The sequence below is a fragment of the Nostoc sp. 'Peltigera membranacea cyanobiont' 210A genome, from assembly GCF_002246015.1.
GTDB lineage: Bacteria > Cyanobacteriota > Cyanobacteriia > Cyanobacteriales > Nostocaceae > Nostoc.
The window spans coordinates 525,321-549,862 of sequence record NZ_NOLJ01000001.1 but is presented as its reverse complement, the minus strand read 5'-3'; the positions used below and the strand labels follow the sequence as shown (position 1 = coordinate 549,862).

18 protein-coding genes are annotated in these 24,542 nt (G+C 41.6%); 10 read left to right on the top strand and 8 right to left on the bottom strand.

The features are described from left to right. Positions 1–2 precede the first annotated feature (2 nt). From CDG76_RS02490 to CDG76_RS02480, 3 genes are all read right to left on the bottom strand, one after another. Complete coding sequence (locus CDG76_RS02490) at positions 3–524, bottom strand: hypothetical protein (RefSeq protein WP_094347491.1); 522 nt, start codon at positions 522–524, stop codon at positions 3–5. 68 nt (positions 525–592) lie between these two features. After that, positions 593–1,030, bottom strand: a complete 438-nt coding sequence (locus tag CDG76_RS02485) for a hypothetical protein (RefSeq protein ID WP_094347917.1) — start codon at positions 1,028–1,030, stop codon at positions 593–595. Positions 1,031–1,157: 127 nt separating this feature from the next. Beyond that, a complete protein-coding gene (locus CDG76_RS02480) occupies positions 1,158–2,021 on the bottom strand; it encodes a DUF2382 domain-containing protein (protein ID WP_094347490.1) in 864 nt (287 codons plus the stop codon). A gap of 618 nt (positions 2,022–2,639) precedes the next feature. On the opposite strand from CDG76_RS02480, the gene CDG76_RS02475 reads away from it, so the two are divergent. The 6 genes from CDG76_RS02475 (at position 2,640) to CDG76_RS02450 (ending at position 10,456) form a co-directional block, all read left to right on the top strand. After that, a complete protein-coding gene (locus tag CDG76_RS02475) occupies positions 2,640–3,095 on the top strand; it encodes a CAAD domain-containing protein (protein WP_094347489.1) in 456 nt (151 codons plus the stop codon). A gap of 233 nt (positions 3,096–3,328) precedes the next feature. Beyond that, complete coding sequence (locus CDG76_RS02470) at positions 3,329–3,811, top strand: hypothetical protein (protein ID WP_094347488.1); 483 nt, start codon at positions 3,329–3,331, stop codon at positions 3,809–3,811. A gap of 756 nt (positions 3,812–4,567) precedes the next feature. After that, complete coding sequence (locus tag CDG76_RS02465; RefSeq protein WP_094347487.1) at positions 4,568–5,212, top strand: hypothetical protein; 645 nt, start codon at positions 4,568–4,570, stop codon at positions 5,210–5,212. A gap of 275 nt (positions 5,213–5,487) precedes the next feature. Beyond that, on the top strand, positions 5,488–6,969 hold the full coding sequence (locus CDG76_RS02460) for a helix-turn-helix domain-containing protein (RefSeq protein WP_190240732.1): 1,482 nt from the start codon (positions 5,488–5,490) through the stop codon (positions 6,967–6,969). A gap of 212 nt (positions 6,970–7,181) precedes the next feature. Beyond that, complete coding sequence (locus tag CDG76_RS02455; protein ID WP_094347486.1) at positions 7,182–8,795, top strand: NAD(P)/FAD-dependent oxidoreductase; 1,614 nt, start codon at positions 7,182–7,184, stop codon at positions 8,793–8,795. Between the two features lie 317 nt (positions 8,796–9,112). Then, positions 9,113–10,456 carry a TMEM143 family protein gene (locus CDG76_RS02450; RefSeq protein ID WP_094347485.1) on the top strand — a complete coding sequence of 448 codons (1,344 nt, stop codon included), beginning with the start codon at positions 9,113–9,115 and terminating at the stop codon, positions 10,454–10,456. Between the two features lie 228 nt (positions 10,457–10,684). Here the strand turns inward: CDG76_RS02450 and CDG76_RS02445 are convergent, their stop codons facing one another. Beyond that, entirely contained in the window at positions 10,685–10,951 is a 267-nt protein-coding gene (locus CDG76_RS02445; RefSeq protein WP_094347484.1) for a hypothetical protein, read from the bottom strand. A gap of 193 nt (positions 10,952–11,144) precedes the next feature. Further along, positions 11,145–12,269 (bottom strand): THUMP domain-containing class I SAM-dependent RNA methyltransferase, encoded by a 1,125-nt coding sequence (locus CDG76_RS02440; RefSeq protein ID WP_094347483.1) that lies wholly within the window; start codon positions 12,267–12,269, stop codon positions 11,145–11,147. 275 nt (positions 12,270–12,544) lie between these two features. Between CDG76_RS02440 and CDG76_RS02435 the strand changes: the two genes are divergently transcribed. Then, complete coding sequence (locus CDG76_RS02435) at positions 12,545–13,942, top strand: hypothetical protein (RefSeq protein WP_094347482.1); 1,398 nt, start codon at positions 12,545–12,547, stop codon at positions 13,940–13,942. Between the two features lie 201 nt (positions 13,943–14,143). Here the strand turns inward: CDG76_RS02435 and CDG76_RS02430 are convergent, their stop codons facing one another. Together CDG76_RS02430 and hemW are read right to left on the bottom strand one after the other, a co-directional pair. Further along, entirely contained in the window at positions 14,144–15,031 is an 888-nt protein-coding gene (locus tag CDG76_RS02430; RefSeq protein WP_094347916.1) for a UTP--glucose-1-phosphate uridylyltransferase, read from the bottom strand. 50 nt (positions 15,032–15,081) lie between these two features. Next, positions 15,082–16,263, bottom strand: coding sequence for a radical SAM family heme chaperone HemW (gene hemW, locus CDG76_RS02425; protein ID WP_094347481.1), 1,182 nt, complete (start codon positions 16,261–16,263; stop codon positions 15,082–15,084). A gap of 251 nt (positions 16,264–16,514) precedes the next feature. On the opposite strand from hemW, the gene CDG76_RS02420 reads away from it, so the two are divergent. Next, positions 16,515–17,591: a PIN/TRAM domain-containing protein gene (locus CDG76_RS02420; protein ID WP_094347480.1), complete on the top strand. Its 1,077-nt coding sequence runs from the start codon at positions 16,515–16,517 to the stop codon at positions 17,589–17,591. Positions 17,592–17,658: 67 nt separating this feature from the next. Here CDG76_RS02420 and CDG76_RS02415 read toward each other — a convergent pair whose 3' ends face one another. After that, on the bottom strand, positions 17,659–18,465 hold the full coding sequence (locus tag CDG76_RS02415) for an Rpn family recombination-promoting nuclease/putative transposase (protein WP_094347479.1): 807 nt from the start codon (positions 18,463–18,465) through the stop codon (positions 17,659–17,661). Positions 18,466–18,986: 521 nt separating this feature from the next. Between CDG76_RS02415 and CDG76_RS02410 the strand changes: the two genes are divergently transcribed. Both CDG76_RS02410 and CDG76_RS02405 read left to right on the top strand, forming a co-directional pair. Further along, positions 18,987–20,933 (top strand): amino acid transporter, encoded by a 1,947-nt coding sequence (locus CDG76_RS02410; protein ID WP_094347478.1) that lies wholly within the window; start codon positions 18,987–18,989, stop codon positions 20,931–20,933. 291 nt (positions 20,934–21,224) lie between these two features. Further along, complete coding sequence (locus CDG76_RS02405; protein WP_094347477.1) at positions 21,225–24,467, top strand: PAS domain-containing protein; 3,243 nt, start codon at positions 21,225–21,227, stop codon at positions 24,465–24,467. Positions 24,468–24,542 lie beyond the last annotated feature (75 nt).

Sequence of the window (24,542 nt, the reverse complement as noted above, 5' to 3'; positions counted from 1 at the left end):
GCTTACTTATGATGACCAAACCATTTAGAGGCGATCGCTCCTAAAGCTGCACCTACCATTGGATTACTGAGAAACTTCAGAATCGCTGGTTGTTCAGCCATCACTTCGTGGAAGATGTCAGGATGGCTATGATATGTGAAAGATGCCACCTTGCTGAGGTCATCTGCACTTATGTGGTTAGGGTTGTGGGTAGAAAGTCCCAAATCTCGCTCCAGATGGCGCTCGTCTAGACCTCTTTGCTTTAAGTGCTTGAAAAATGCCCGTGCAACATCATCCCGTTCGTTAGGCTTAATCTGAGCGATCGCTTTTTGGAGTTCTGGCTCCAGCTGGCTTGGTGGAATGCTGTTATGGTTGAAATATTTACTAAACAATTGCCGACGTTGATCGTGAGATGAACGCTGGGCAAAATCGTCAAAATTTTGGTATTCCTGAGTTTGGTCAGATGAAACATCATCTAAAGACTCTGTATTACCGTGAGCCAACTCGTTGAGAATTTCGCGTTTATACTTGTCACTGCTGCTCATTTTAAATGTCTCCTTTTTATACTTGCAATCAACTGAATTAACTCAGGTTTTCTCCAAAAAACGAGTCCCTATTTATACTCAACTTGCTGAGATTGCACATCATACTGAGCCGTCAAAATCAGTTTTTTGTCTGGTGCATACATCAAAACTTTTAAGTCTTGATTGGGGAAATTTTTGTGAAAACCTTGAAGTAAGGATTTTGCTAATGGTCGCACTTCGGTCGGACGAACTTTAGGCGTAATCACGACACCTAACTTATTGTTGTCACGTACATAAGCATCTTGGACAATTCCTTTGGCTGTGCTGACAACCCAGTTCCCAAAATCTTGACCCTGTACACTGTTACCGCGTGACAACAAGGCATAGTCGGCACTATGACTGATTTCAGACGGTAATTGAGTTGGTTGTTTAGCTTGAACAGTACCACTACAGGCGGCAGTCGTTGTTAGTACTAATACCAAGACTAAAGCTGTTAAAACCCGACGAAACTGTTGAATTATTTTCAATTTAACCACCTCATCTAAACTAATGACTATTCTGCAATATCGATCTACTAAGAGTATTTTTAGTAGAAGTAGGTAGAAAACCCACTCCTACTAACTCAAATGCAATCACCTTTGTAGTTTAAGTAGGTTAACCCCGGTCAGTTTTATTCTCTATTCGAGTTCCATCAGTATCAACATCTAATTCTTCGCGTCGAATGGTTTCTTGAACTTCAACGGTTTCTTTGTCTACAACTTTCTGCACTTTGACTTCTTCGCGCAAAAAAGCTTCCTTTCGGATATCTGGAACTTCTTCATAGAGGTCTATATGCGCTACCTCGCCCTCGGAAAAGTCCGTCGCTTCAGCAGACACAACTTTGCCTGTGTCTTGAGAAGTCACTCGCTCAATCACGACTCGCTCTTTTTCCACCGGAACAGCAACTCTTGCAGTTTCGGTTTCAACATGCTTACTAATCGATACTTCTCCGCTTTTTCGGCGCTGTTTATTAGCAACTAGCCTTTCTTGGTAGAGTTTGAAGGTTTGGTCTTCGTGAGCGCTGACATCATACAGATCCGCATCATCTGCGTAGGTGTAGCTGTCAGGACTAGGAGTAGTGCCGCCAGCTGTCGATCCTAACGTACCTGAACTTTCTACAGATGGTGTGCGATATCCTCCACGCACCTGTTCTTCATAGTCGTAGTCAAGCGTTGTATGCTCTTGATATTCAGGTAAATTTTCCGCTTGCTCTCTTGTTATACCAACGACATATACACGGTTAGCTGTAGAGTCAATACGCGATTTACCAACTGGTAGTAAGATTTTCTTGCCAAAAACCCAAAAGCCTATGTCAACAATTAAATAGCGGAATGCTCCTTGGCCATCTACTACAGCATCATTTACTGTGCCAATCTTCTCATCAGTTCCTTGAACATACACACCCATTCCTTTGATGTCGTTACCTTCAAGAGTATTACGATAGTCTTGATCAAATTCACTTATTTTTTGAAGTGGCATTATTTTATTCCTTAAAATCTCCCTGTGTCTTTTTATAAATTACACAATTTAGTTTATATACATCTTCTCTCCGAGGATTGACTTAAATTATCTTGATATTTAATCAATCGAAGTAATTAAATATATTTTAATAACCCACAAGTATGATATCAAACAGCCTTTTAGTATTAATGTATTACTATTTATAAAATTTATTTAAACTAGTTTTTGTAAATAGTGTGACTAGTTTCTAGCATCTATGTGACTAGTTTCTAGCAGTAAATCTCAAAACTAAATTTAGCTAAATCAATACACGCTATCAAATCTAGCTACTTTGATATATTTATTCACACCTTACACTTAAATAAAATATCCTCACATTATTAAAGATTTATTTGCTTAAGTTGTAATACTTGCTCTATCACTCTTCTAGAAGACAAAATCTATGCCAAAAGATTGATGAGAAGGAAATTTAAAAATGCCTAAATATTATTAAAGTCCTAATAAATTTGCAAATAAATATTTAGCTGTGCTGCGAAGGAGTAAGAAATCTAGTTATAAAGCAACCGTTGCAAAAATTGATAATAACAAGGTGTAAACTTTAAAACTGCTCTCATTGCAGAAAATCAGGAGATACTTATGGATACGGAATTACAGCAAGATCAGTATATCGATACTGCCTCCCCAAACCAGATAGAAGCACTTAAAGGTTCAGAGTCTGGAAACCTGGCAATGTTGCCACCTGCCTCGGAAAATGAAGAACAATGGCAAAAAATTGGTAGACAGATTTCTATATTTTTGGCAAAAATACCTGAGTACATAGGTAGATTCTACCAAGAATACAAGTTGCTGATTATCAGCTTTGCGTTGCTTGTGATAACAGTTACGGCACTAAGGATTTTTCTCGCGGTACTCAACGCCATAAATGATATTCCCCTAGTTTCTCCATTTCTCCAATTAATTGGACTTGGTTACACAATTTGGTTTACTTCCCGCTATTTGCTCAAAGATTCGACTCGGCAAGAATTAGCAGGAGAAATTAGCTTGCTTAAAAAACAAACTCTAGGCAGAGAAGAATCACAGACTTTAAGCTAACTAAAGTATCGTGGCGGATACAGTGTATTTGAACTTTTGGTCAAGTAAAAAGCTGAGTTTTGCTTGACCATTCTATAAAACTGTAGATTCTTGGTGTTCTTCTCTAACGAGACGCTACGCGTTGGCGAAAGCCTCTCGTAGAGATGGCGGTTCGATAAATTAAGCTTTTTAGCACTTTTTGCGTAAGTCCTATCTTATACCACATCAGCTAAATTAGCCGGAAAAGAAAATGTATGATCAAGACAAATAGATTAGCTTCGCTGACAACAACAATATTTCTTTCAACATTACTAACAGTCCCTTTGCTTAATAGCTGCGGCGGAGGTTCCCAAAATGCTACGCAACCTCCAATTGACGATACTGTTGGGAGAAATTTAAATAATCGCGCCCCCGTAAATCAACCCCAAGCTAGGAGGGGATTAAGTACAGGGCAGAAAGTGGCAATCTTGGCAGGAGCTGCTGGACTTTTCTACCTCTACAATCAACGAAAGAATGCCCAAGGAGCAGGAGCGCAGGGGAAATACTACCTTTCTAAGAATGGGCGTGTTTACTATCGAGATGCTCAAAATCGCCCTGTCTGGGTAACACCGCCACAAGAGGGCATTCGTGTTCCAGAGGAGGAGGCACAACAATACCGGGACTTTCAAGGATATAACAACAGTCCCACAGGGCGAGACTTAAGGGGTTTGGGTGCAGGTACTGTTCCGACAAATTAATTTTTGTACAGATTATAAATAGATGGCGTTTAACCGTCATTCTATTTTCTAATATAGGAATCATATTTGATTTCTGAAAAAATCTCGGTAGTCTTGTAATGGACTGTCATGGCTAAAATGATTGCAAAAAAATTGTAGGTTGGGTGGAGCGGAGCGCAACCCAACATATATCAGGATGTTGGGTTACGCAAAGCCTCCACCCAACCTACTGGCGTGTCAAGGCTAAATTTGTGCATTAGCAAACTCTTGTGGGATGGGCTTCTAGCCCGTCCTAATTGGCGGGCAAGATGCCCGCCCCACAAGAAAATTTATTGCAACATTTTAGTCTTGTCACACCACTACGTCTACGTCTAATGCACTATTTTGCGTAGACAGTCCACTACGTGAATTTCAAAAATCAAATACTAGTCCTATAGAAACTTTTTGTGTATTTAAAGTTAATAATACTCAAAAGGATCATATCAAGCATTATTATAATTTCTCGGAGAAGTCTTTTTTAAAATTTTATACAAGTATATAGAAATCCTATTTAATTGTTGAAAATATTTTGACTTCTAATTATTTTTGTACAACAGCGTTTTGAGTCTCAGGAGGCTTTCAAAATTCAAACTGGAGTCTTAGATACTAATAGTTATACTTTTATCAAAGTAAGAGTAACCTTTGATAGATGATTTTGAAAAAGTATAACTATTAATATATTGAAAGTAATTACTTTACCGTTGATAGTTTAGTGAAATCACAGTTTAGGAGTCACAAATGAATCTATTAGAAAAAATCTTCGGTGGCGGTGAGGTTCCAGAAAATGACTACCGCAATTTTGTCAACCGCTACGAGCAAGGCTTACCTCATGAGGGATACTCAGATGAAGAAGTTTTAAACCGTTATCAGCAAGTATCTAGACAGTTACCTCCAGACCTTTATCAGGAATCTGCCCAAGAAGCTTTTAGTCGGATGTCACCACAAGAGCGGATGCAGTTTGGTCGCTCTCTTCAACAGCAAACGCGCTCTTCAAACTTGAATTTTCCCGATCTAAACCAAGATGGTATAGACGATCGCTTTCAAGACCCAAATTATCTTGCTCAAGCGACAGGCCGGGTTCACCAGCAACAACCAGATATACTCAGTCAAATTATGAGTGGTGCTGCTGGGAGCTTTATGGGTGGTCAAGGTGGTAACATTATGAGCAATCCATTAGCGAAGGGAGCGATGGCTGGTATCGCCGCCCTAGCTATGAAAAAGTTAATGCAAAGAGGCAACCAAGGAAATTCCGGGCAGTATGGTAACGCCCGCCCAGCTAGCGAAGACCCCTACGGCGATCCGGCGGATTACAGGCAGTATGGTAATGTCCGCCCAGCTAGCGAAGACCCCTACGGTGATCCGGCTGACCAACAGTACCGCTAGTAACCTCAAGCAGCAAAGCTGCAATTCGTAATTACAATCAGTGAAAGCTTGAACTCATCACTGATAATTATGGTCAAGTAAAAATCAATTTTTTTACTTGACCACTTTTTATTAGATTAGTATCACTTAGTAGAAAATATCTTGGATTATTGGTGGTGTTTAAAGCAACGAAAAGCGGCTGAGAGTTATATTCTAGCAAGGTCAATCTGAAGAAACTCAGTCTTTATTTCATCATTCTAAATTACATAAGTTAGCAGCAGATTGGTAGTAGGAAAATGAAAGAGTTAGCAAAAAAAATATATAGTAAGCTTTTGCATTTATTTCACCAACTCATGGGAATTACTATTTCCCGTAATCCAAATCCAAACGAAACTAATGCTGCTCTTGATGAAGAATCTCTGGAACACTTAAATACTCAATTAAAAAAACAAATTCATTTTCAAGACAGAGTTAATAAATCCGAGCAAAAGTTACAATTAAATTACCAGGATTCAGCAAAACGTCGGCAATTTAAAAAAGCTTCTTTATTTCCTGATAGTAAGACTAATGTTGCTGCATTGTCGCTAGTTTTGTCTGGAGTTGCTGAAGTCTTATCTCAAAAAATGAATCTGTCATGGAATCAAGTAAATAATACTTTTAGTTACGAAAAAGAAGCTGAAAAAGGAAAAATCTTTTACTATGTAACAGATAATCCCGAAACTCCACAACCAGAAACACTGGCAGAAGAGGCAGCTTTAGTTGTTATAGACGAATTTGATCCGAGGGCGTGTGCTATCCACCTGATTTACTGCGCCTTAGTAGCTAGCCTAGATAAACCTTGGTCAGGTAATTTTGTAATAGATGACAAGCAACTACTTGAATACACAGGGCTTGTGAAACGTAGGGACTTATGCAAGCATGAAAAATTGAGTATTTTGTACCAGTTGTTACGGCAACCTGCTCAAGTACTAGCTTGTATTGCATGGCCTAAACAGGAGAAAGCTGGAGCTTTTACTGTTGCTGATTTAAAGATTTGGGACATCAGCATAATACGAGATTTTGAAACAGATAAAGCTGGCAATAACAAGCTAGTGGGTTTAAAGGTGATAGGTCAAGCTGGAGTATGGACAAAATACTTCCTCAACAAATCTAAATACCATTACCAAACTGGAATTATTACCAAGAAAACCGTACAGAAACTATTTAGTATTGGTAAACAAAATGCTGGCGCGGCTAGAATGCTAGTTTGGCTAACCTTCCAAATCAAACCGGAATTTCAGGATTGTGTAATGGGCAAGACTCTGATGGAGATTGCTTACGGCAAAGACAAAGTGTCAACGGCAGAGCAAGACAGACAGCTTAGACGGCAAATAGCTGATGATTTGGAAACTGACTTGAAAGTTGTCAAAGAAGCTGGATGGCAAGCAGAACTGGAAACAGGCCCAGCTTGGTTAACAAGCAGCAAAACTGCTAAAAGACCTATAGGTTACTGGAATCAAATACTCAATTCTAGATGGCGTTTTCATTTACCAGCAGAAGTGCAGGAACGCTTGACCGTGGACTCGAATCAGCTAAGTGCAAACAATATCCAGCCTCTATCAGGTAATGTTATCAGAGAAGCGAGAAAAGCAAAAGGCTGGTCTAGAGCATTTTTCGCTACAACGATGGAGAAAAGCATTTCCTGGGTTGATGCAGTCGAGACGGGTACACGTCAGGTTTCTCAAAAGGACTTGCCCAAGTTGCTCAATACACTGGAATTACACGTTAACAGGTATTGATGTTTGCAAGCCGCATACTTGTGCTGAGGTAATTTTTGCTAGATATTATTACTCATTGCAACTGCGTCGGGAGGGGGGTTAGGTTTTTCGTAGGTTTTTCCATGACGTAGAAAAGTCATTGTTCATGTAAAGTTTCGGCAGAAGGCAGTATTCTCCCTGCCTCCTGCCCCTCTTGCTAATATTTTGATAGATAGTACGCATTTCTCCTCGCTATGTTACGCCTAACAGAAGTAAAGCTCCCGCTCGATCATCCTGAAGATGAGATCAAGACTGCCATCCTCAAAAAGCTGCAAATCACGGACGAAGATTTGATCAGCTATTCCATCTTCAAGCGTAGCTACGATGCCCGTAAGAAAGGAGAGATCGCCCTTGTTTATATTCTGGATGTAGAAACGACTCAGGAAACTTATCTACTTAAGCGCCTGAAAAAAGATCCTCATGTAATGGTCACTCCAGACATGAGTTATCGCCCAGTGGCACAAGCACCAACCAATTTGGCGATTCGGCCTATCGTCATTGGTACTGGGCCTTGTGGATTATTTGCGGGTTTGATGCTGGCGCAAATGGGCTTTTGTCCCATCATTTTAGAACGTGGCAAACAAGTTCGCGATCGCACCGTTGATACTTTTGGCTTTTGGAAGAAAAAATCAGATTTCAACCCCGAATCTAATGCCCAGTTTGGCGAAGGTGGGGCGGGTACATTCTCCGATGGCAAACTCTACAGTCAGGTTAAAGATACTCAGCATTATGGGCGCAAGGTACTAACCGAACTTGTGAATGCGGGAGCCTCACCGGAAATTCTCTATATCAATAAACCGCATATCGGCACCTTCAAACTGGTGGGAATCGTCCAAAGTATGCGTGCCAAAATCGAATCCCTCGGTGGCGAAATTCGCTTTGAAAGTCGGGTGGAAGATATCAACATCGAAAATGGACAGGTGCGGGGAGTTACCCTCGCCAGTGGGGAATATATCGCCAGCGATTATGTAGTTCTGGCAGTAGGGCACAGCGCCCGCGATACCTTCCAAATGCTATACGATCGTGGAGTTTACATAGAGCCTAAACCTTTTTCCATCGGCTTTCGGGTCGAACATCCCCAGTCTCTCATCGATCAATGTCGTTTCGGCGCTCAAGCTGGTCATAAGCTTTTAGGTGCTGCCGATTATAAACTGGTTCACCACTCTCAAAATGGTCGTTCTGTCTATAGTTTTTGTATGTGTCCGGGGGGCTTAGTGGTTGCAGCCGCATCAGAGCCGGGGCGACTTGTCACCAATGGGATGAGCCAATACTCTCGCAATGAGCGCAATGCCAACAGTGCGATCGTTGTGGGCATCACCCCAGAAGATTATCCAGGAAACGCCTTAGCGGGAATTGACTTCCAACGGCGCTTGGAAGAACGAGCTTTTGAATTAGGCGGTGGAACTTATGAAGCTCCAGGACAGTTGGTGGGAGACTTTCTTAACCATCGTCCCTCGACAGCATTGGGCACTGTTAAACCGTCTTATACACCTGGAGTACACTTGGGCGATTTGAGTCAGAGTTTACCAGATTATGCGATCGCTGCCATCCGCGAAGCCCTTCCCGCTTTTGACAAACAAATTAAAGGATTTGCGATGGATGATGCCGTGTTGACTGGAGTGGAAACCCGTACCTCATCACCGATTCGGATTAAACGCAAAGAGGATTATCAGAGTTTAAATACAGTCGGTCTTTATCCGGCTGGTGAAGGCGCAGGATACGCAGGGGGAATTCTCTCGGCGGGTATCGATGGTATCAAGGTAGCGGAGGCAATGGCTTTAAGTATTTTGAGGAATGTGAGTTTTTAGTAAGGGACTTCCAAATAAAAAAATACTCAACAAACTGGCAAAAAACTCTCTCCTCCTTATTCCTCTGTGTTCTCTGTGTCTCTGTGGTTCGTTTGATAATTTATTTCTTGGAAGTCCCTAAGCACAAAACGTGCTTAAAAATCCAGGACTAAAGTCCTTACTACGAACTTATTTCCCCCTCTCTGCTCAGGAAAAATTGTCAGACTTACCACGCAAGATACTAAAATTTAGTTATCAATAAAAACATAATGTCTGATACTCGCCATTTTCGTGGAGCTTGGCAAACCCATTAGTTAGATTCCGATTAATCTTTGAACATGGTTGTTGACAAAAATCGAGAAGCATTCATTCCTTATACTCGCAGCGATATTATCAAACTTTGCCTGCAAGACGGTCAGCTAAATTGGGATGATGCCAAGAAATTTCAAGATTTTTGCCAAATCCTTGCTGCCTACTATCACTTTCGCTTCCACCAAACCTTAGAAATTATCAAAGATAACTATGTACCCTTTAACCCTAATGAAGATGTTCAACCAATAACTCCACCAACATTCGAGCAATATGATGAAATGGAGCGCCAAGTAATTGATGCCTTTCAACATATTGTCGAAAGAGCAAATTATATTCTTTTGCCTGAATCGATTGTCAAACGATCAGTGACAACCCAATCTCTAATTGATTTGAAAACTCAAGTAGATTTTGAGGATTTTGACCGCTTTCTTTGTTACTACCGGGGTGATAGTTACAAAAAAATCTTAGTAAAAAAGTTCTTCTTTTGGCAAGAAGAAAATACTATTGATATCTTGGAACGAATTGTTTTATTAGTCAAGTTCAAAGAAGCAGCTTACTTTCGTGCAAAGAAGGTGAATATCCAAGATTTAAAATTCATTCCCGGTAAAATGTATGTTTACTGCTACAAAAATATTCCTAAACTAGATATTGACTTACTCTTTCCCAACGTGGAAACGAGTATGACCTGGAAAGATCGTTTACTATTTGGAATCCCTGCTATTGGAGCGGCAATTCCTTTGGTATTAAGGACTTTGCCGAATTTATTATTGCTGGTTGCTGCAATTATGTTAGTCCTAAATGTGTCATTTCTAATTGAATCATTAAATGTAGAGTTGTCTCAAGTTAGAAATTTTATGCCAGTTTTGGTGGCAACTTTATCATTAGCGCTCTCTTTGGGTGGATTTGCCTTTAAGCAATACACTAATTACAAAAATAAAAAAATTAAATTTCAAAAAAAAGTTACAGATACATTATTTTTCCAGAATTTAGCTAACAATACCAGTGTATTTCAAGTGTTTATTGAATTGGCAGAAGAAGAAGAATGTAAGGAAATTATTCTGGCATACTATCACTTACTTACCAGTCCTACACCCTTAAGCCCTGAACAATTAGATTCTCGCATTGAAACTTGGATGGAGAATAAACTAGGTACAAAGATTAACTTTGATATTCAAGGGCCTCTGAGCAATCTAGAAGCTATTCGTGGCCAAGTAATTCCAAATAGCGAAACAACAGACAATATATCAGAAATAGCTTTACTAACATATAATCACCAGGGAGCATGTCAAGTTCTCCCCTTGGATGATGCTAAAGCAGTGATTGATTATGTTTGGGATAATGCCTTTCAATATAACGGGATAATCTTGTAGGCAAACGTACTGATGACTCATACCAATTTTATGTGAGGCTGTGCTTTATATGTACTGAGTTTTATTCAAAAATCATTATCTGGTATTGCCAATATCAATTCTAATATCAAGCCCCACCTAGATGCTTTCGAGGCAGGGCTTTGGTTTTTATGGCTGAAATCGATATGCAATCATGCGTCAAGCGCGATGGCGTACACGCCCTTTCCGGTGGCGATCGCAGTGCAGAATTTATCCGATTGTTAAAGCTGGTTCTTTACAGAAGTTAAATAGGGCTGACTCAGTTTCTGATTCATCTTCAAATACAGCAGAGATGTACCATTCACAGGGCGAACCATTCGTATATTCAGCCCAAGCAATTGTTACTGTTTCACCCGATGGAATCCCTGAATCGCTCAAGGTAAATGAAGCCCACTCTTCATCATCGACAGATACCCACAACTCTGTAATTGCTTGTTCGGTATCATTGGTAACGGTAAACGTAAATTGATCTGACATAAATGGCCCCTTAGCTATAAATAAATTGCAGGTTGTCAGTCACGGATTATACTGCCACTTTTTTTTAACGTTGTCATCATAACTGCCGGAATACAGACTAAAACGTGGTTTCAAGCTTTTTGTGGCTAAATTTAAATTTGTTAAAGAGTATTAAAAATATCACAGGTAAGACGCGATTCATCGCGTCTTTGTCTTAATACAACTCATATTTCATTAACTGACAAGGCAGCGCTCCGTTATACACCGCAATCCGCCGGGATGATTTTAGTCCAATCGATTGAGACAGTTCCTTGTTGCCACTGAGTACAAACGCAGTCCAGCCTTTGAAGCGTTGTTTCAGCACATCGCCCAAAAGTTTATAGAACGCCCCTAGATCGCTATCTCGCCCCAGGCGTTCGCCATAGGGTGGATTGCAGAATAAAACCCCACTGTCTGCGGGGGCAACAACATCAGCAAGCTCCATTTGAGAAAACCATACATGATTATCAACGCCGCAGTTTTGAGCATTGTTAATCGCTTGCTCAATTATATTTTCATCGCGATCGCTTCCCCAAATAGGTGCAGTCAGGCTATCAAGTTGACTGTCCTTAGCTTCTTGGAGCAGTTTTTCTAAAAGGGGCAGATCAAAATCGAGCCAATTTTCAAATCCAAAGGATTCACGAAACAGCCCTGGTGCGATGTTCAGTGCCTTTAAGCTAGCTTCCAGAGGTAAAGTGCCAGATCCACACAGAGGATCGTAGAACATCTGGTTGGGTTGCCAACCCGAAAGTTGAATCAGGGCAGCAGCTAGAGATTCCTTGAGAGGGGCTACTCCAACCGCAGGGCGGTAGCCTCGGCGGTGCAGACTATTTCCAGAACTGTCGAGTTTAACGGTACAAAAGTCGCGTTCAATATGAACATTAACCCGCACATCTGGTTCATGAAGCTCTACATTTGAACGCTCGCCCAGATTTTCTTGCTGCTGATCGACGATCGCATTTTTGACCTGAAGAGATGTGAAGTGGCTGTGGTTGAGGTGCTGGTTTTTGCCCGTGACATTCACCGCCAGGGTCATGTCTGGCGTTAAATAGTTTACCCAATCGATAGTCTGGATACCGCGATAGAGATCCTTAGCATCAAGGCATGGAAACTCATTGATATTCACCAAGATTCGGAACGGCAGCCTAGCCCAGAGGTTGACGCGATAAAGTAAAGTGCGATCGCCCTCAAAGGCTACACCGCAAAAGCCCGGCTCTACGGAATGGGCACCCAGTTGCTCTAACTCCTGAGCCGCGAGGGTTTCTAATCCGCGAGCAACCGTTGCAAAATACTGATTCATCCTCTAATCCAAAGCATTATCTTCACTGCTCACCCATTGACGCACTTTAGCTTAACTTATATCTGGTGACATTCTCTCTCGTTAAGTCTGCAACTATAACCTTAATTAGGGTAGAGGCAGGAGTCAGGACACAGTAAATATTTTTTGAAAGAGATTATATTTTCTTCAGTTTAAGTACTATCTTAAATCAATTAACCTTGGTAATATCAAGCTGAAATAGCATTCAGCCACTTTCCAATACAACCCATTAATAAAAATAGTCAGAGAGAAAAACTATGACTTTAGTATCTGATCTTGTTCTGCTACAAGACTTAACATCGTCATCTGATGAGAATTTAATCCAGCTTAAAACCGTACTTCCTGCGACGGTAAATCGCTTAACCAACCCGAAGTTAGCAAAGATATTTGGTGATGACCTGAAATTTGGTATTGCCTCTTTCAAGGATAAGCCAATACTGCCTTTTGGGGGTTACGCTGACTATGTATATCAAGCAGAAGTCGCTTTGACAAATAATGTCACAACAGTTAAAGACAAAATCTTTGACTTTCAAGCTTTTGGTGGCAATGATGGGTCAGAATCACAATTAGATGCACTCTTGTTCGCAGCTTTAGATAGCGGTGGCAGTCTTGGTTACAGAGTAGGTTCATTTCGTGTTGTTATAGTAGCCACCGATAATATTTATCACGTTGCCGGCGATCGCGCAGCAGCTATTCCAAGTGATACTATTGCCAATAATGGAGATGGGATAGCTGATGCTTATGAAGATTATCCAGAGATCGGACAAGTAAAAACTGCGCTAGAAGCAAATAACATTATTCCAATTTTTCTAACTACGAGTAATGTTGCAACCGATTACGAGACACTAGTTACCCAGCTTGGTCGAGGTGGTGTACTGACTCTTGGTTCTAAAAGTGAGAATCTTGCTGATGTCATAAAAGAGGCAGTTGCTCAAACCAGAAATGTAATCAGTACTGATGTCGCTACAACCAAGGGAGACGATACCTTTAGTTGGGAGGATTTTTCGGCTGGCAATAAGGTTATTTTTGCTGGGGATGGTGATGACAGTATTTCGCTTTTTGGTGTTATTGGTAATCATTACATTGATGGAGGGGCAGGTTCTGACATCCTTGTTGGTGGAGCTGGTGCAGACAAAATAGATGGGGGTAGTGATGACGACAACCTTCTGGGGAACAACGGTAATGATATTCTTTTTGGCAGTAGTGGAAAAGATATTCTGATCGGGAACAAAGGCAACGATTACCTACAGGGAGATAGTGGGGACGACTTACTAGAAGGAGGCGCTGGCTCAGATAAGTTTGCATTTGCAACAGGATCAAAGTTTAATATTAGGGAACTCGGAGTTGATACTATTAGTGACTTCACTCCTGGGAAAGACAAGATCCAACTGTCTAAATCTACCTTTACTGCTCTAAGGAACTCAGTCTTCCCGACTCAATTAAATTCCGCAGACTTTGCCACAGTGACGAACGATACTTTAGCTGCAAGTAGTAGTGCAGCGATCGTTTATAATAGCGCAAATGGTAGTCTCTTTTATAACCCTAATAGTTCGGCAGATGATTTTGCTGAGATTAATTCCGGGGGTAAATTTGCACAATTGGATACTACCTCTTTTCCTGCTCTAACTACCGCTAGTTTTGAGGTAGTTTTTTAAGGTTTGTGTCTGATTTAGAGTCCTGCATTTTGTAACTCATTTACCTGAAAACTGCTTTAACAAAAAAAGGAGGCTATCACCAGGAGCAAATTAAACAGTATAGTTTCAAGATGCCTCTGCTTACCTCAATAGACTACTATCTATTTGAACCATCTTAAAAAGTGAGATCCTCCCAGACAAATGAATTGAACCGAGATTAATCTATATTTTTCTAAAATCAATCATTGTCTGACGATAAGCATCTGGCAAACCTGTATCAAAACACTTGCCTTTAACAACATATCCTGTCATTCCCTCTTCCTGACGCAATTTTTCCAGACAAGATGTTAACTGAAATTCACCTCGTTCTCGGAAATTTTGGTTGATATGTTCTGCGAGAAAGTCAAAAATTTTCGGTGTTAGTAAATATAAGCCAAATATACATAAAAAATTATTTTCTGACATTCCCTCTATACGTAAATGCTGTTGTGCATACTCTATAGTTGGTTTCTCAGACAGTTGGGTAACTGACAAAATCGAGTTTAACTCTTGCCAAACTCCTGTTACACACCCAGCTTGATGAATAATTTCTGCTGGCATTGTCGTTAAGCCAATAACGTTTTGATTAACTTGTTCGTAAATATCTAAAACTTGACGCGTACAAGATTTTTCAATATCAGATGCATAAATGTGGTCGCCCAACATGAGCAAAAATGGCTCATTTTGTACCCAATCCTTGGCACAAAATACCGCATGACCATAGCCTAATTGTTCCTCTTGTAACAAAATGGTAATTCTACTTCCTAAATTTTCGAGATACCGGCTATATTCTTGATTTTGCGGTGAAAGTTTATCGAAAAGTTCTTTTTTAGGTGGGTTTTTCAAGAAATCTGCAAATATTTCTTTGTCATCTGGCTGCACCACAATTCCTACTTCTGTAATTCCAGCACTAATTGCCTCTTCAATAATTGCGAGAATCACAGGTTTTGCCCTACCATCTCGATCGATAATCGGGAAAAGTTCTTTTTTGACAACTTTAGTAGCTGGAAACAAACGAGTCCCGAAACCAGCTACCGGAATCACAGCTTTTCTAACTTTATTTTTCTGCATAAACCTCTCCTCCCCTCCTCTCTCTGTGCCCTCTGCGCCTCTGCGGTTCGTCATCCCAACTTCTCAAACAATTCCGCCAACACCACATTAGAAAATAAAAACCCTTGGGGATCAATCAAACGCAACCTTCCCCTTGTAACTTCCACCCAACCTTTCTCAAAATACAATTGCAAATACCTGCAAATTTCCTCCACCTTCGCTTCGCCATAAGCTGCCGTCAACGCCGCCAAACTCAAACCCTCTGCCAGACGCAACCCCAACATTAACGTTTCTAACAATACTTCCTTTGGGGGAGTTACATCACAATCAATTACACCGCCAGCTTGTACCCACTGGTAATACTCCTTAGTTTTACGCGGACGGGTGAATCGTTTCCCCTGAACATAACTCGCCGCACCCATACCAAAGCCATAATAAGGGCGGTTTTCCCAATACACGCGATTATGCCGACACTGATGATCGGGTTGAGCATAATTAGAAATTTCATAATGCTCATAACCAGCACTAGTTAAAACCTGCTGCCCCATCTGGTACATTTTGACTGTGGCTTCATCCGTGGGTAAAGGAGTATCGCCAGGTTTGTAGTAACGACCAAAGGCTGTACCTGGTTCGATGGTGAGATCGTAAATGGAAATGTGAGTGGGTGCGATCGCTACGGCTTTTAAGAGAGAATCTTGCCATTGATCCAAAGACTGATGCGGCAATCCAGAAATTAAGTCTAAGCTAAATACGGGAATCTCGACTTGGTGGATTAGTTCCACAGCTGCAAAAATATCTTCAACTGAGTGCGATCGCCCCGCCCTTTGCAATAATTCTTCTTGAAAGGCTTGTACACCCAAACTTACCCGGTTCACGCCTGCACTGCGATAGCCTACTATGTGGGCTAAATCAAAGGTGCCTGGGTCAATTTCCATAGAAATCTCTGCCCCAGACGCAATCCCAAAATGCTTCTGTAGCTCTGTCAGTATCCGTTGTAGCTGCTCTATTGAGAGCAGCGAAGGAGTACCACCACCGAAGAAAATTGTCTTCAGAGGTTGACCAAATGCTGGTGTCATGGCAATTTCTTGACATAGCACCTCAACATATTGGGAGATAGTACCAGATGTTTCGCCCCGCAAGCGATCACCTACAACAGACACCGGGAAATCACAATAAAAACACCGCCGTCTGCAAAAGGGAATATGCACATAAGCAGAACTCGCAATTCCAGAAATACTAAATTTTTTACTCATTTTGAGAAAAGTTTTAAGTTAATCCAACTGCGAATTAGAGACAATGAAAATAAGTAGTTTATTTACAAGTTTTTGTCTTTTTACAACAAAACAATGAAAAATATTAAGATAAAAGCCTTTAGTTATAATAATTGCAGATATTGTCAGCCTAAACCCTTAGTGTAAGTCAATATTGATTAGTTTATCTTACCGATGAAATAAAAAATACTTAACTTTATCGGTGAACACAGTTGCAGGAAAACAAGACAACCATGCTTGACGCCATTATTATTTTCTCATTTATCCTAGCAGCGTCGGGAATAGGGTTCTACAGCATTGAACTACTACCCAATAGCACGCTAGATCAGGTAACGAATCTAGAAGCTCTACGTTTAGTTGTTGCCGTCTTTGCCGCTATTATTGGTGGTGCGATCGGGCTGAGTTTCCAGACGACATATCGTCGCCTAGAATCACAAGTCAAAGAAATGCCTCTAGAAGTGATTTTAACTCGTGCGATCGGCTTAGTGATTGGGCTATTACTAGCCAACTTGATGTTAGCCCCACTATTTTTGCTCCCTATCCCGGCGGATTTTGGATTTATTAAGCCATTGGTGGCAGTTGTTGGTAGTATCATCCTCTCCGTTACTGGCATGAATTTGGCAGACACCCACGGGCGAGGCTTATTGCGGTTCATTAATCCCAACACCGTTGAATCGATGGTAGTGGAAGGAACATTAAAACCAGCCAATACCAAAGTTCTAGATACTAGCTGTATTATTGATGGTCGTATTGAAGCCTTACTAGAAACAGGATTTTTAGAAGGGCAAATTCTTGTACCGCAGTTTGTCTTGCAAGAACTTCAACAAGTAGCGGATGCTAGCAAAGACCAAAAGCGGGTGCGGGGAAGGAGAGGACTAGAAATTCTCAACCGTATTAAGGAAGATTATCCCGATCGCATCCTAATTAATGCAGTTGACTACGAAGATATTCCCACAGTGGATGCCAAGTTAGTGCGCTTCGCCCAAGAAATTAGCGGTACACTGCTAACCAACGATTACAACTTGTCTAAAGTTGCCAGTGTTCAGAAAGTACCTGTTTTGAATGTGAATGATTTAGTGAATGCCGTCCGTCCCAGTTATTTACCAGGTGACAACCTGGATTTAAAAATCCTCAAGGAAGGCAAAGAACCCAGTCAAGGTATTGGCTACTTAGATGACGGCACAATGGTAGTCGTTGAAGAAGGTAGCAGTTATGTGGGTGGTGAACTGCGAGTAGTAGTTACCAGTGCTTTACAAACTACAGCAGGAAGAATGATTTTTGCCAAACCCCAAGCTTCAGCATTGGCGTGAAACAATTGGATGTTTGTTCAATTCGAGTGACATTTGGTAATCGGTGCAGTCAACCTGCACCGATTATTTATTGATTGGACTCACGAGACTCACTTACCTGTAAATACTGTAACTGCTCAATTGATAACCCTGTGACTCTGCCGATTTGCTTTAATGGCATACCAGTACTAAATAGATTTCTTGCCACTTCGAGTAACGCTTCAGCCTTACCTTCGGCCTTGCCTTCAGCCTTGCCTTCAGCTTTACCTTCTTGTAAAATGTCTTGATAAATTGCTGACTCGCGCATAATATCTGACCTCAAAACTCGTTTAATAACCTCTTTATCTAATACTAAACCAGCTAAAATCGCTGTAGAAGCAGCAATATTACTTTGAGTTCTTAATTCTGTAATACCGTTAATTTCCCGTGCCACTTCATTCAGTATAACTTCTGGATCAATTGTACTGCTTAACACCGCCAAGGGTAAAAGTCCAGGTGTTCTCAAAAATACTTCTGTAGGTTGTTCCCAAAGTCTGATAACTGCAAATTCATGTCGTGTCCCAGCAATTGTAAATGTATTTTGTTGCACCAAATTTGAATTTGTCTGCTTGAGGTAAATTACGACTTGATGCATTGCTTTGTCTGGAAAGCGGCGATATACTCGCAATCGATAGTCAATCATCCGAAAAGGAATTTCCGCATCGACTTGGGTTTGAAATTCCAAATGCAATATGCTTTGCTCCGACTGCAACAGAATTAGAGCATCAGCCCGAATGGGTTCGAGAGATAATTCTTTTGGACTTAGTTCTGTTAAATTAATAGATTCGCCTAATAACCATGTAGCGAAGTCACTGGAGAAGTTCTCAACTAAAAACTTACAGATATTGTCAAACATCTGAATTAGTGTAGTTGGTGCAGATGGGTTCGCATGATGCTGGAAACCTATCTAATACATTGTTTGTATATTGTGTACGACTATATATGTCCATAATTCCATCAAACTAAAGTCTACGGCTACACAAACAGAGTTATAGATTAGCAGGCTAATTATCTTATGGTCATTTACACAAACATCATATAACTAAAAGTGACTTTTATTTTAGGGCTGATTTGTTGATTGCGTACATACCTTGTTTAGCAGCATCGTTTTTTTAGAATTTATACGGCTTAAAGGTGCTAAGAGTGCAAAAGCGTTAATCCCAAAATATACGGTTGCAGTATTGATTATTCCTATACCAAAACCTACAACCGATCTTGATATGGTAGACGACTACGAACAGCTACTATATATTTTGTAAATCGGACAGGATGCTTAACATACAATAATAGTGCTATGCCTTTGTAGTTAAAAATTTTAATAAACCACGAAGGCTTAAAAAAATCACAAAGCCGACTTTTGCAACACAACCGTATTTGATGGCTAAATCAATTGTTTCAACAAAACGGCTCGGCAGTCAGTTAATCCACTGGTTGCTTGAAGAAGACCGACGAGAAAAAAAAGGGCCTTACCGCAAAGAAGAAGTACATCGCCAGCATTCTTGGTGGCAGGTGATGTGCTTGACTGGTGTAGATTATTTCTCGACCCTTGGCTATCAACCAGGGATTGCAGCACTGGCGGCTGGCGCTCTTTCTCCTATAGCTACCCTAATTCTGGTTTTACTGACGCTTTTTGGAGCGTTGCCAATTTATCGGCGCATTGCTGCCGAAAGCCCTCATGGTGAAGGGTCGATCGCAATGTTAGAACGTTTACTTCCCTGGTGGCAAGGCAAATTACTTGTACTGTGCTTACTTGGCTTTGTGGCAACTGACTTTATTATTACCATTACCTTGTCAGCAGCTGATGCCACAGCCCATATCATCGAAAATCCGCTGACACCAAATTGGCTTCACAATCAGACGATCGCAATTACCCTGATATTAGTTGCATTACTAGGTGCAGTTTTCTTGAGAGGTTTTCGAGAAGCCATTGGGATTGCAGTAGTTTTGGTGGCAGCTTATCTGCTGTTAAACTTTATTGTCGTTGGCGTCGGTGTGTACCAGATATTAACTCACACAGAAGCGATCGCTAACTGGCAAACTGCACTTTTTGCACGCCATTCTAACCCTTTGATGCTAATCGGCATCTCTCTCCTTATCTTTCCCAAACTCGCACTGGGATTGTCAGGTTTTGAGACTGGTGTTACCGTTATGCCCCTGGTTAAAGGTAGCAGTAACAGCACTCCGCAGCATCCCAAAGGGCGGATTCGGAATACACGCAAGCTGCTCACCACTGCTGCTGTGATTATGAGTTTCTTTCTGCTTACCACCAGCTTTATAACCACTCTACTGATTCCAACCGCAGAATTTGCATCGGGGGGCAAAGCCAACGGACGGGCCCTTGCTTATTTAGCACATTTGTATTTAGGCAATGCCTTTGGCACAATTTACGATTTAAGTACTATTTCTATTTTGTGGTTTGCAGGTGCATCTGCAATGGCAGGGCTATTGAATATCGTGCCTCGCTACCTACCACGCTATGGCATGGCACCCAATTGGGCACGAGTAAGCCGACCTTTAGTGTTAGTCTACACAGCGATCGCTTTTGTTGTCACAATTATCTTCAAAGCAAGTGTAGAAGCCCAAGGTGGGGCTTATGCAACTGGTGTGCTGGTGTTGATCACCTCAGCCGCCTTTGCTGTAACTTTATCAGCCCACCGTCACAGACAGAAGCGAGCAAGATTTGTTTTTGGCATCATTACACTGTTATTTTTATATACCACCATTGTCAATATCATCGAAAGGCCAGAAGGGATTAGGATTGCTGGGTTTTTCATCGGTGCAATCATTTTTACCTCGCTGGTTTCTCGTGTTTGGCGTTCAACGGAACTGCGAGCAGAGCGAATTGAAGTTGACGAACTTGCTAACCAATTCTTTGCTGAAGATAGCCGGGGAACAATACGACTGATTGCAAATCGGTTGAATAAGGGTGATGCCCTAGAGTATTTTATGAAAGAGAAAGAGGTACGCGAAGACAACCATATTCCAGCCAACGATCCAATTCTGTTTCTAGAAATTCATGTATCCGATGCTTCGGAATTTGCGGATGTGATTGTAGTAAAAGGGGTACAAGTTGGTGACTATCGCATCCTCCGGGCTGAAAGTGCAGCAGTACCGAATGCGATCGCAGCTTTACTACTTTACATTCGCGACCAAACAGGTAAGATTCCCCATGCTTACTTCGGCTGGGTTGAGGGAAATCCCATACAATACCTATTGCGTTTTATCTTGTTTGGCGAAGGTGACATTGCTGTAGTTACCCGTGAAGTACTGCGGCGAGCTGAAAAGAATCCCCACATGCGACCTGGTATTCATGTTGGGGGTTGATTTAGGAGTGCTGATTTAAGAGTGCTGAGTTGCTGAGTGCTGAGTTTAATTTTCTGCGTAAGTTCCCTAAGTCTATAAGATTTAAGAGTGCTGAGTGCGATTATTAGTTTTTTTACTCAGCACTAGTTACTCAGCACGGGCTAAACCTTAGCTATCCGCTAACAGCACTGTTTCGGTGATAGGAGTAGCGATCGCAGCTTCTGGTTCAAGATCGAAGAAATGGCCTTAAAATTTATGTAAATATGAGCCGCTCAATCTGAGATTAACTTTAAAATTATTTAACTTTTTAGAATGCCAGACGCGGAAAAGTTCCACAACCAGCTGGCTAATCACAAGCTGCTGCATCGGCAAGTTAGTAAAAAGGCAAAATCTTCGCTAGTCGCCAGTGGAGAAGAAGGAATGGTGCTTCAGTTGCCTGATGGCACTATCCAGGCTTGCAATGCCGCTAGCGATCGCATTTTGGGACTAACCGCAGAACAGCTTGTGGGGCAAAATTTGCTCGATCCTAAGTGGCAATTTATTCATGAAGATGGCTCTCCTTTACTCAGTAAAGCTCACCCTGCGATCGTTGCCCAAAATACAGGTAAACCTTGCTTAAATGTGGTGTGTGGCTTTTATAAGCCAAATGGTGAGTTAGTCTGGCTCTTGTTGTCCTCGCAACCTCTGTTTCAAACTGAAGGAAGCAATCTGTATGCGATCGTGACAACTTTTTCGGATATTACGGCATCTAAGCACGCCCAGTTCGAGGATGACTGTAGTTGTGAACAAGATACTCAACAAGTTGATGCAGATGAATTTCAGACACTGTGGGATAGTCACCGTTTGTTTCAACAAATTGCTGGGACTCTTCCAGGGATAATCTACATTTATGACCTAATTGAGCAGCGAAATTCTTACGTTAATTACGAAATTGCTCAAGGTTGGGGCTACACACCAGTAGAAATTCAGGCGATGGGAAAGGAGTTATTTACTCAACTTTTACACCCTGAAGATTTGGCTCGACTCCCTAGCTATTTTGAAAAATTTAATTCTACTTATCAGGGCGAAGTTCTCAGCTTTGAATACCGAATTCGACACGCTAATGGAGAGTGGCGCTGGTTTTGTAGCTATGACACTGTGTACAGCAGAACAGCTGATGGATTGCCACAATATCTTTTGGGGATCGCTTTTGATATTACAGAGCGACGACACATAGAAATTTCCTTGCGGCAAAGTAACGAAAGGTTTGAGCTAGCAGCAGCGGCGGTTAATTGCCTAATCTATGACTGGGAGATTGGCAGAAATACTGTGGAAAGAACTCAAGGTCTAACCCAGGTTTTTGGCTACACCCAACAAGAAACTGAACCGACCTTCCAGTGGTGGCAAGAACGCATTCATCCCGATGACCAACAAAGAGTTAATGACCAATTCATGGCTAGTATGGCCAATGGAAACCGTTATCGGATTGAATATCGAGTGCGTCACCAGGATGGGCGCTATTTGTGGGTGCAAGACCAGGGGTTTGCTGTCCGGGATGCAAATGGTCTGGTAGTTAGGGTAGTTGGTGCGAGTACTGATATTACCGAACAGCAAGCTGCCCTAGGGGAACGTCAAAAAATTGAAACAAATCTGCGCGAGAGTGAAGAACGGATTCGGTTGGCCACTAATGCTGCTGAAATGGGTATGTGGTTTTGGAATATCACCACCAACGAGGTAATTTGGACAGACAAATGTCGGCAGCTGTTTGGAGTGTCCCTAGAAGCCGAAATCAGCTTTGATATTTTCCTCAACTGTGTACATCCTGAAGACCGCCAATACATTCAGGAAGCGATCGCCCGCTCTATTGAAGAACAGGTTGACTGTGATATTGAATACCGCATCCCTTGGTCTGATGATAGTATTCATTGGATTTCTGCTAAAGGTCGCGTCTTTTATGATGCCGATGGTAAGCCAGTACGAATGATGGGAACTACCCAGGATATTACCCAACGCAAACAGGTAGAAAATGATTTACGCCAGCGTGAAACTCAATTAAGGCGGTTAGTTGATTCCAACATTATTGGCATTATGTTCGCCACTCCTGATTACATTACTGAGGCGAACGAGGCTTTTTTAGAAATGGTGGGTTATACGCGAGAGGAACTTTTAGCGGGTAAGATACGCAGACAACACATCACCCCACCTGAATATCACGCTCTCGATCGGCAGGGGATAGAACAACTTTTAACGCTTGGGCTATTTACTCCCTTTGAAAAAGAATACATCCGCAAGGATGGTTCCCGTATTCCCATACTAATTGGTGGTGCCTTGGTGGAGCGAGATCCCGCATCTTGGATCTGTTTTATTCTAGACTTAACCCCCAGAAAGCAATTAGAAAAGGCACTTAGACAACAAGCAGAGGAACTCAAACAGGCAAACCGGAATAAAGATGAGTTTCTCGCTATTCTCTCCCACGAATTGCGATCGCCCCTCAACCCGATTTTAGGGTGGTCATCGCTACTCAAAAGCCGCAAATTTGATGAAGTGACTACAAATCGTGCTTTAGAAACCATCGAAAGAAATGCTCAATTGCAGATTCAATTAATTGATGAGTTGCTTGATGTCTCCCGAATTATTCGCGGTAAGTTGAACCTGACTTTTGCCACTGTTAACCTAGTAGCTGTAATTGATGCTGCATTAGAAACAGTCCGGTTAATTGCCGAAACGAAATCTATCCAGATTAAAGTACAGGTTGACCCCAAGGTTGGTAAAGTGTTAGGCGATTATAATCGCTTACAGCAAGTTGTAGGGAATTTACTCTCGAACGCAGTCAAGTTTACTCCCTCTCGTGGTTCAGTGGAAATCAGTTTATCATTGAGTCGTGAATTAACTTTCCACTCTGCACTAATTCAAGTTAAAGATACAGGTCAAGGTATTTCCCCTGAGTTTCTACCCCACGTATTTGAATATTTTCGTCAAGCGGATAGCAGCACAACCAGGACATTTGGCGGACTGGGACTGGGATTGGCAATAGTTCGTCACTTAGTAGAGTTGCATGGTGGTACTGTAAAAGCAGACAGTCCAGGAATTGGACAGGGAGCAGTTTTTACTGTCAGACTGCCCGTGATGAAAGAGAGTGACGGTGCAGAGAAAGCAGGAGGAGCAGGGGAGAAATTTAACTCGTCAGTTCTGCGTGGACTACGGGTATTAATTGTCGATGATGATGTTGATACACGGGAGTTTCTGCACTTCTTGCTACAACAGAATGGGGCGTTGATAACTGCCGCAGCATCGGTAAATGAGGCGCTAAAGATTATAGCACAGGCTGTACCTAATTTATTAATCAGTGATTTAGGAATGCCAGAAATGGATGGCTACAGCTTGATTAAGATGCTCAGAGCTATGCCCAAAGAGGAGGGCGGGGAAATTCCGGCGATCGCTCTTACCGCCTATGCTGGAGAAAGCGATCGCGATCGAGTTTTAGCAGCTGGTTTTCAGAAACACATTGCCAAACCAGTACAACCAACCGAATTACTCACCTCAATTGCAGATTTACTAGGGCAAAATCATGGCTAAAACCCTATTTCTGCTCATTAGATTTTAGGCTGAACTGAACCGTATTGAGTTATAAGGAATACACTATCATCAGGC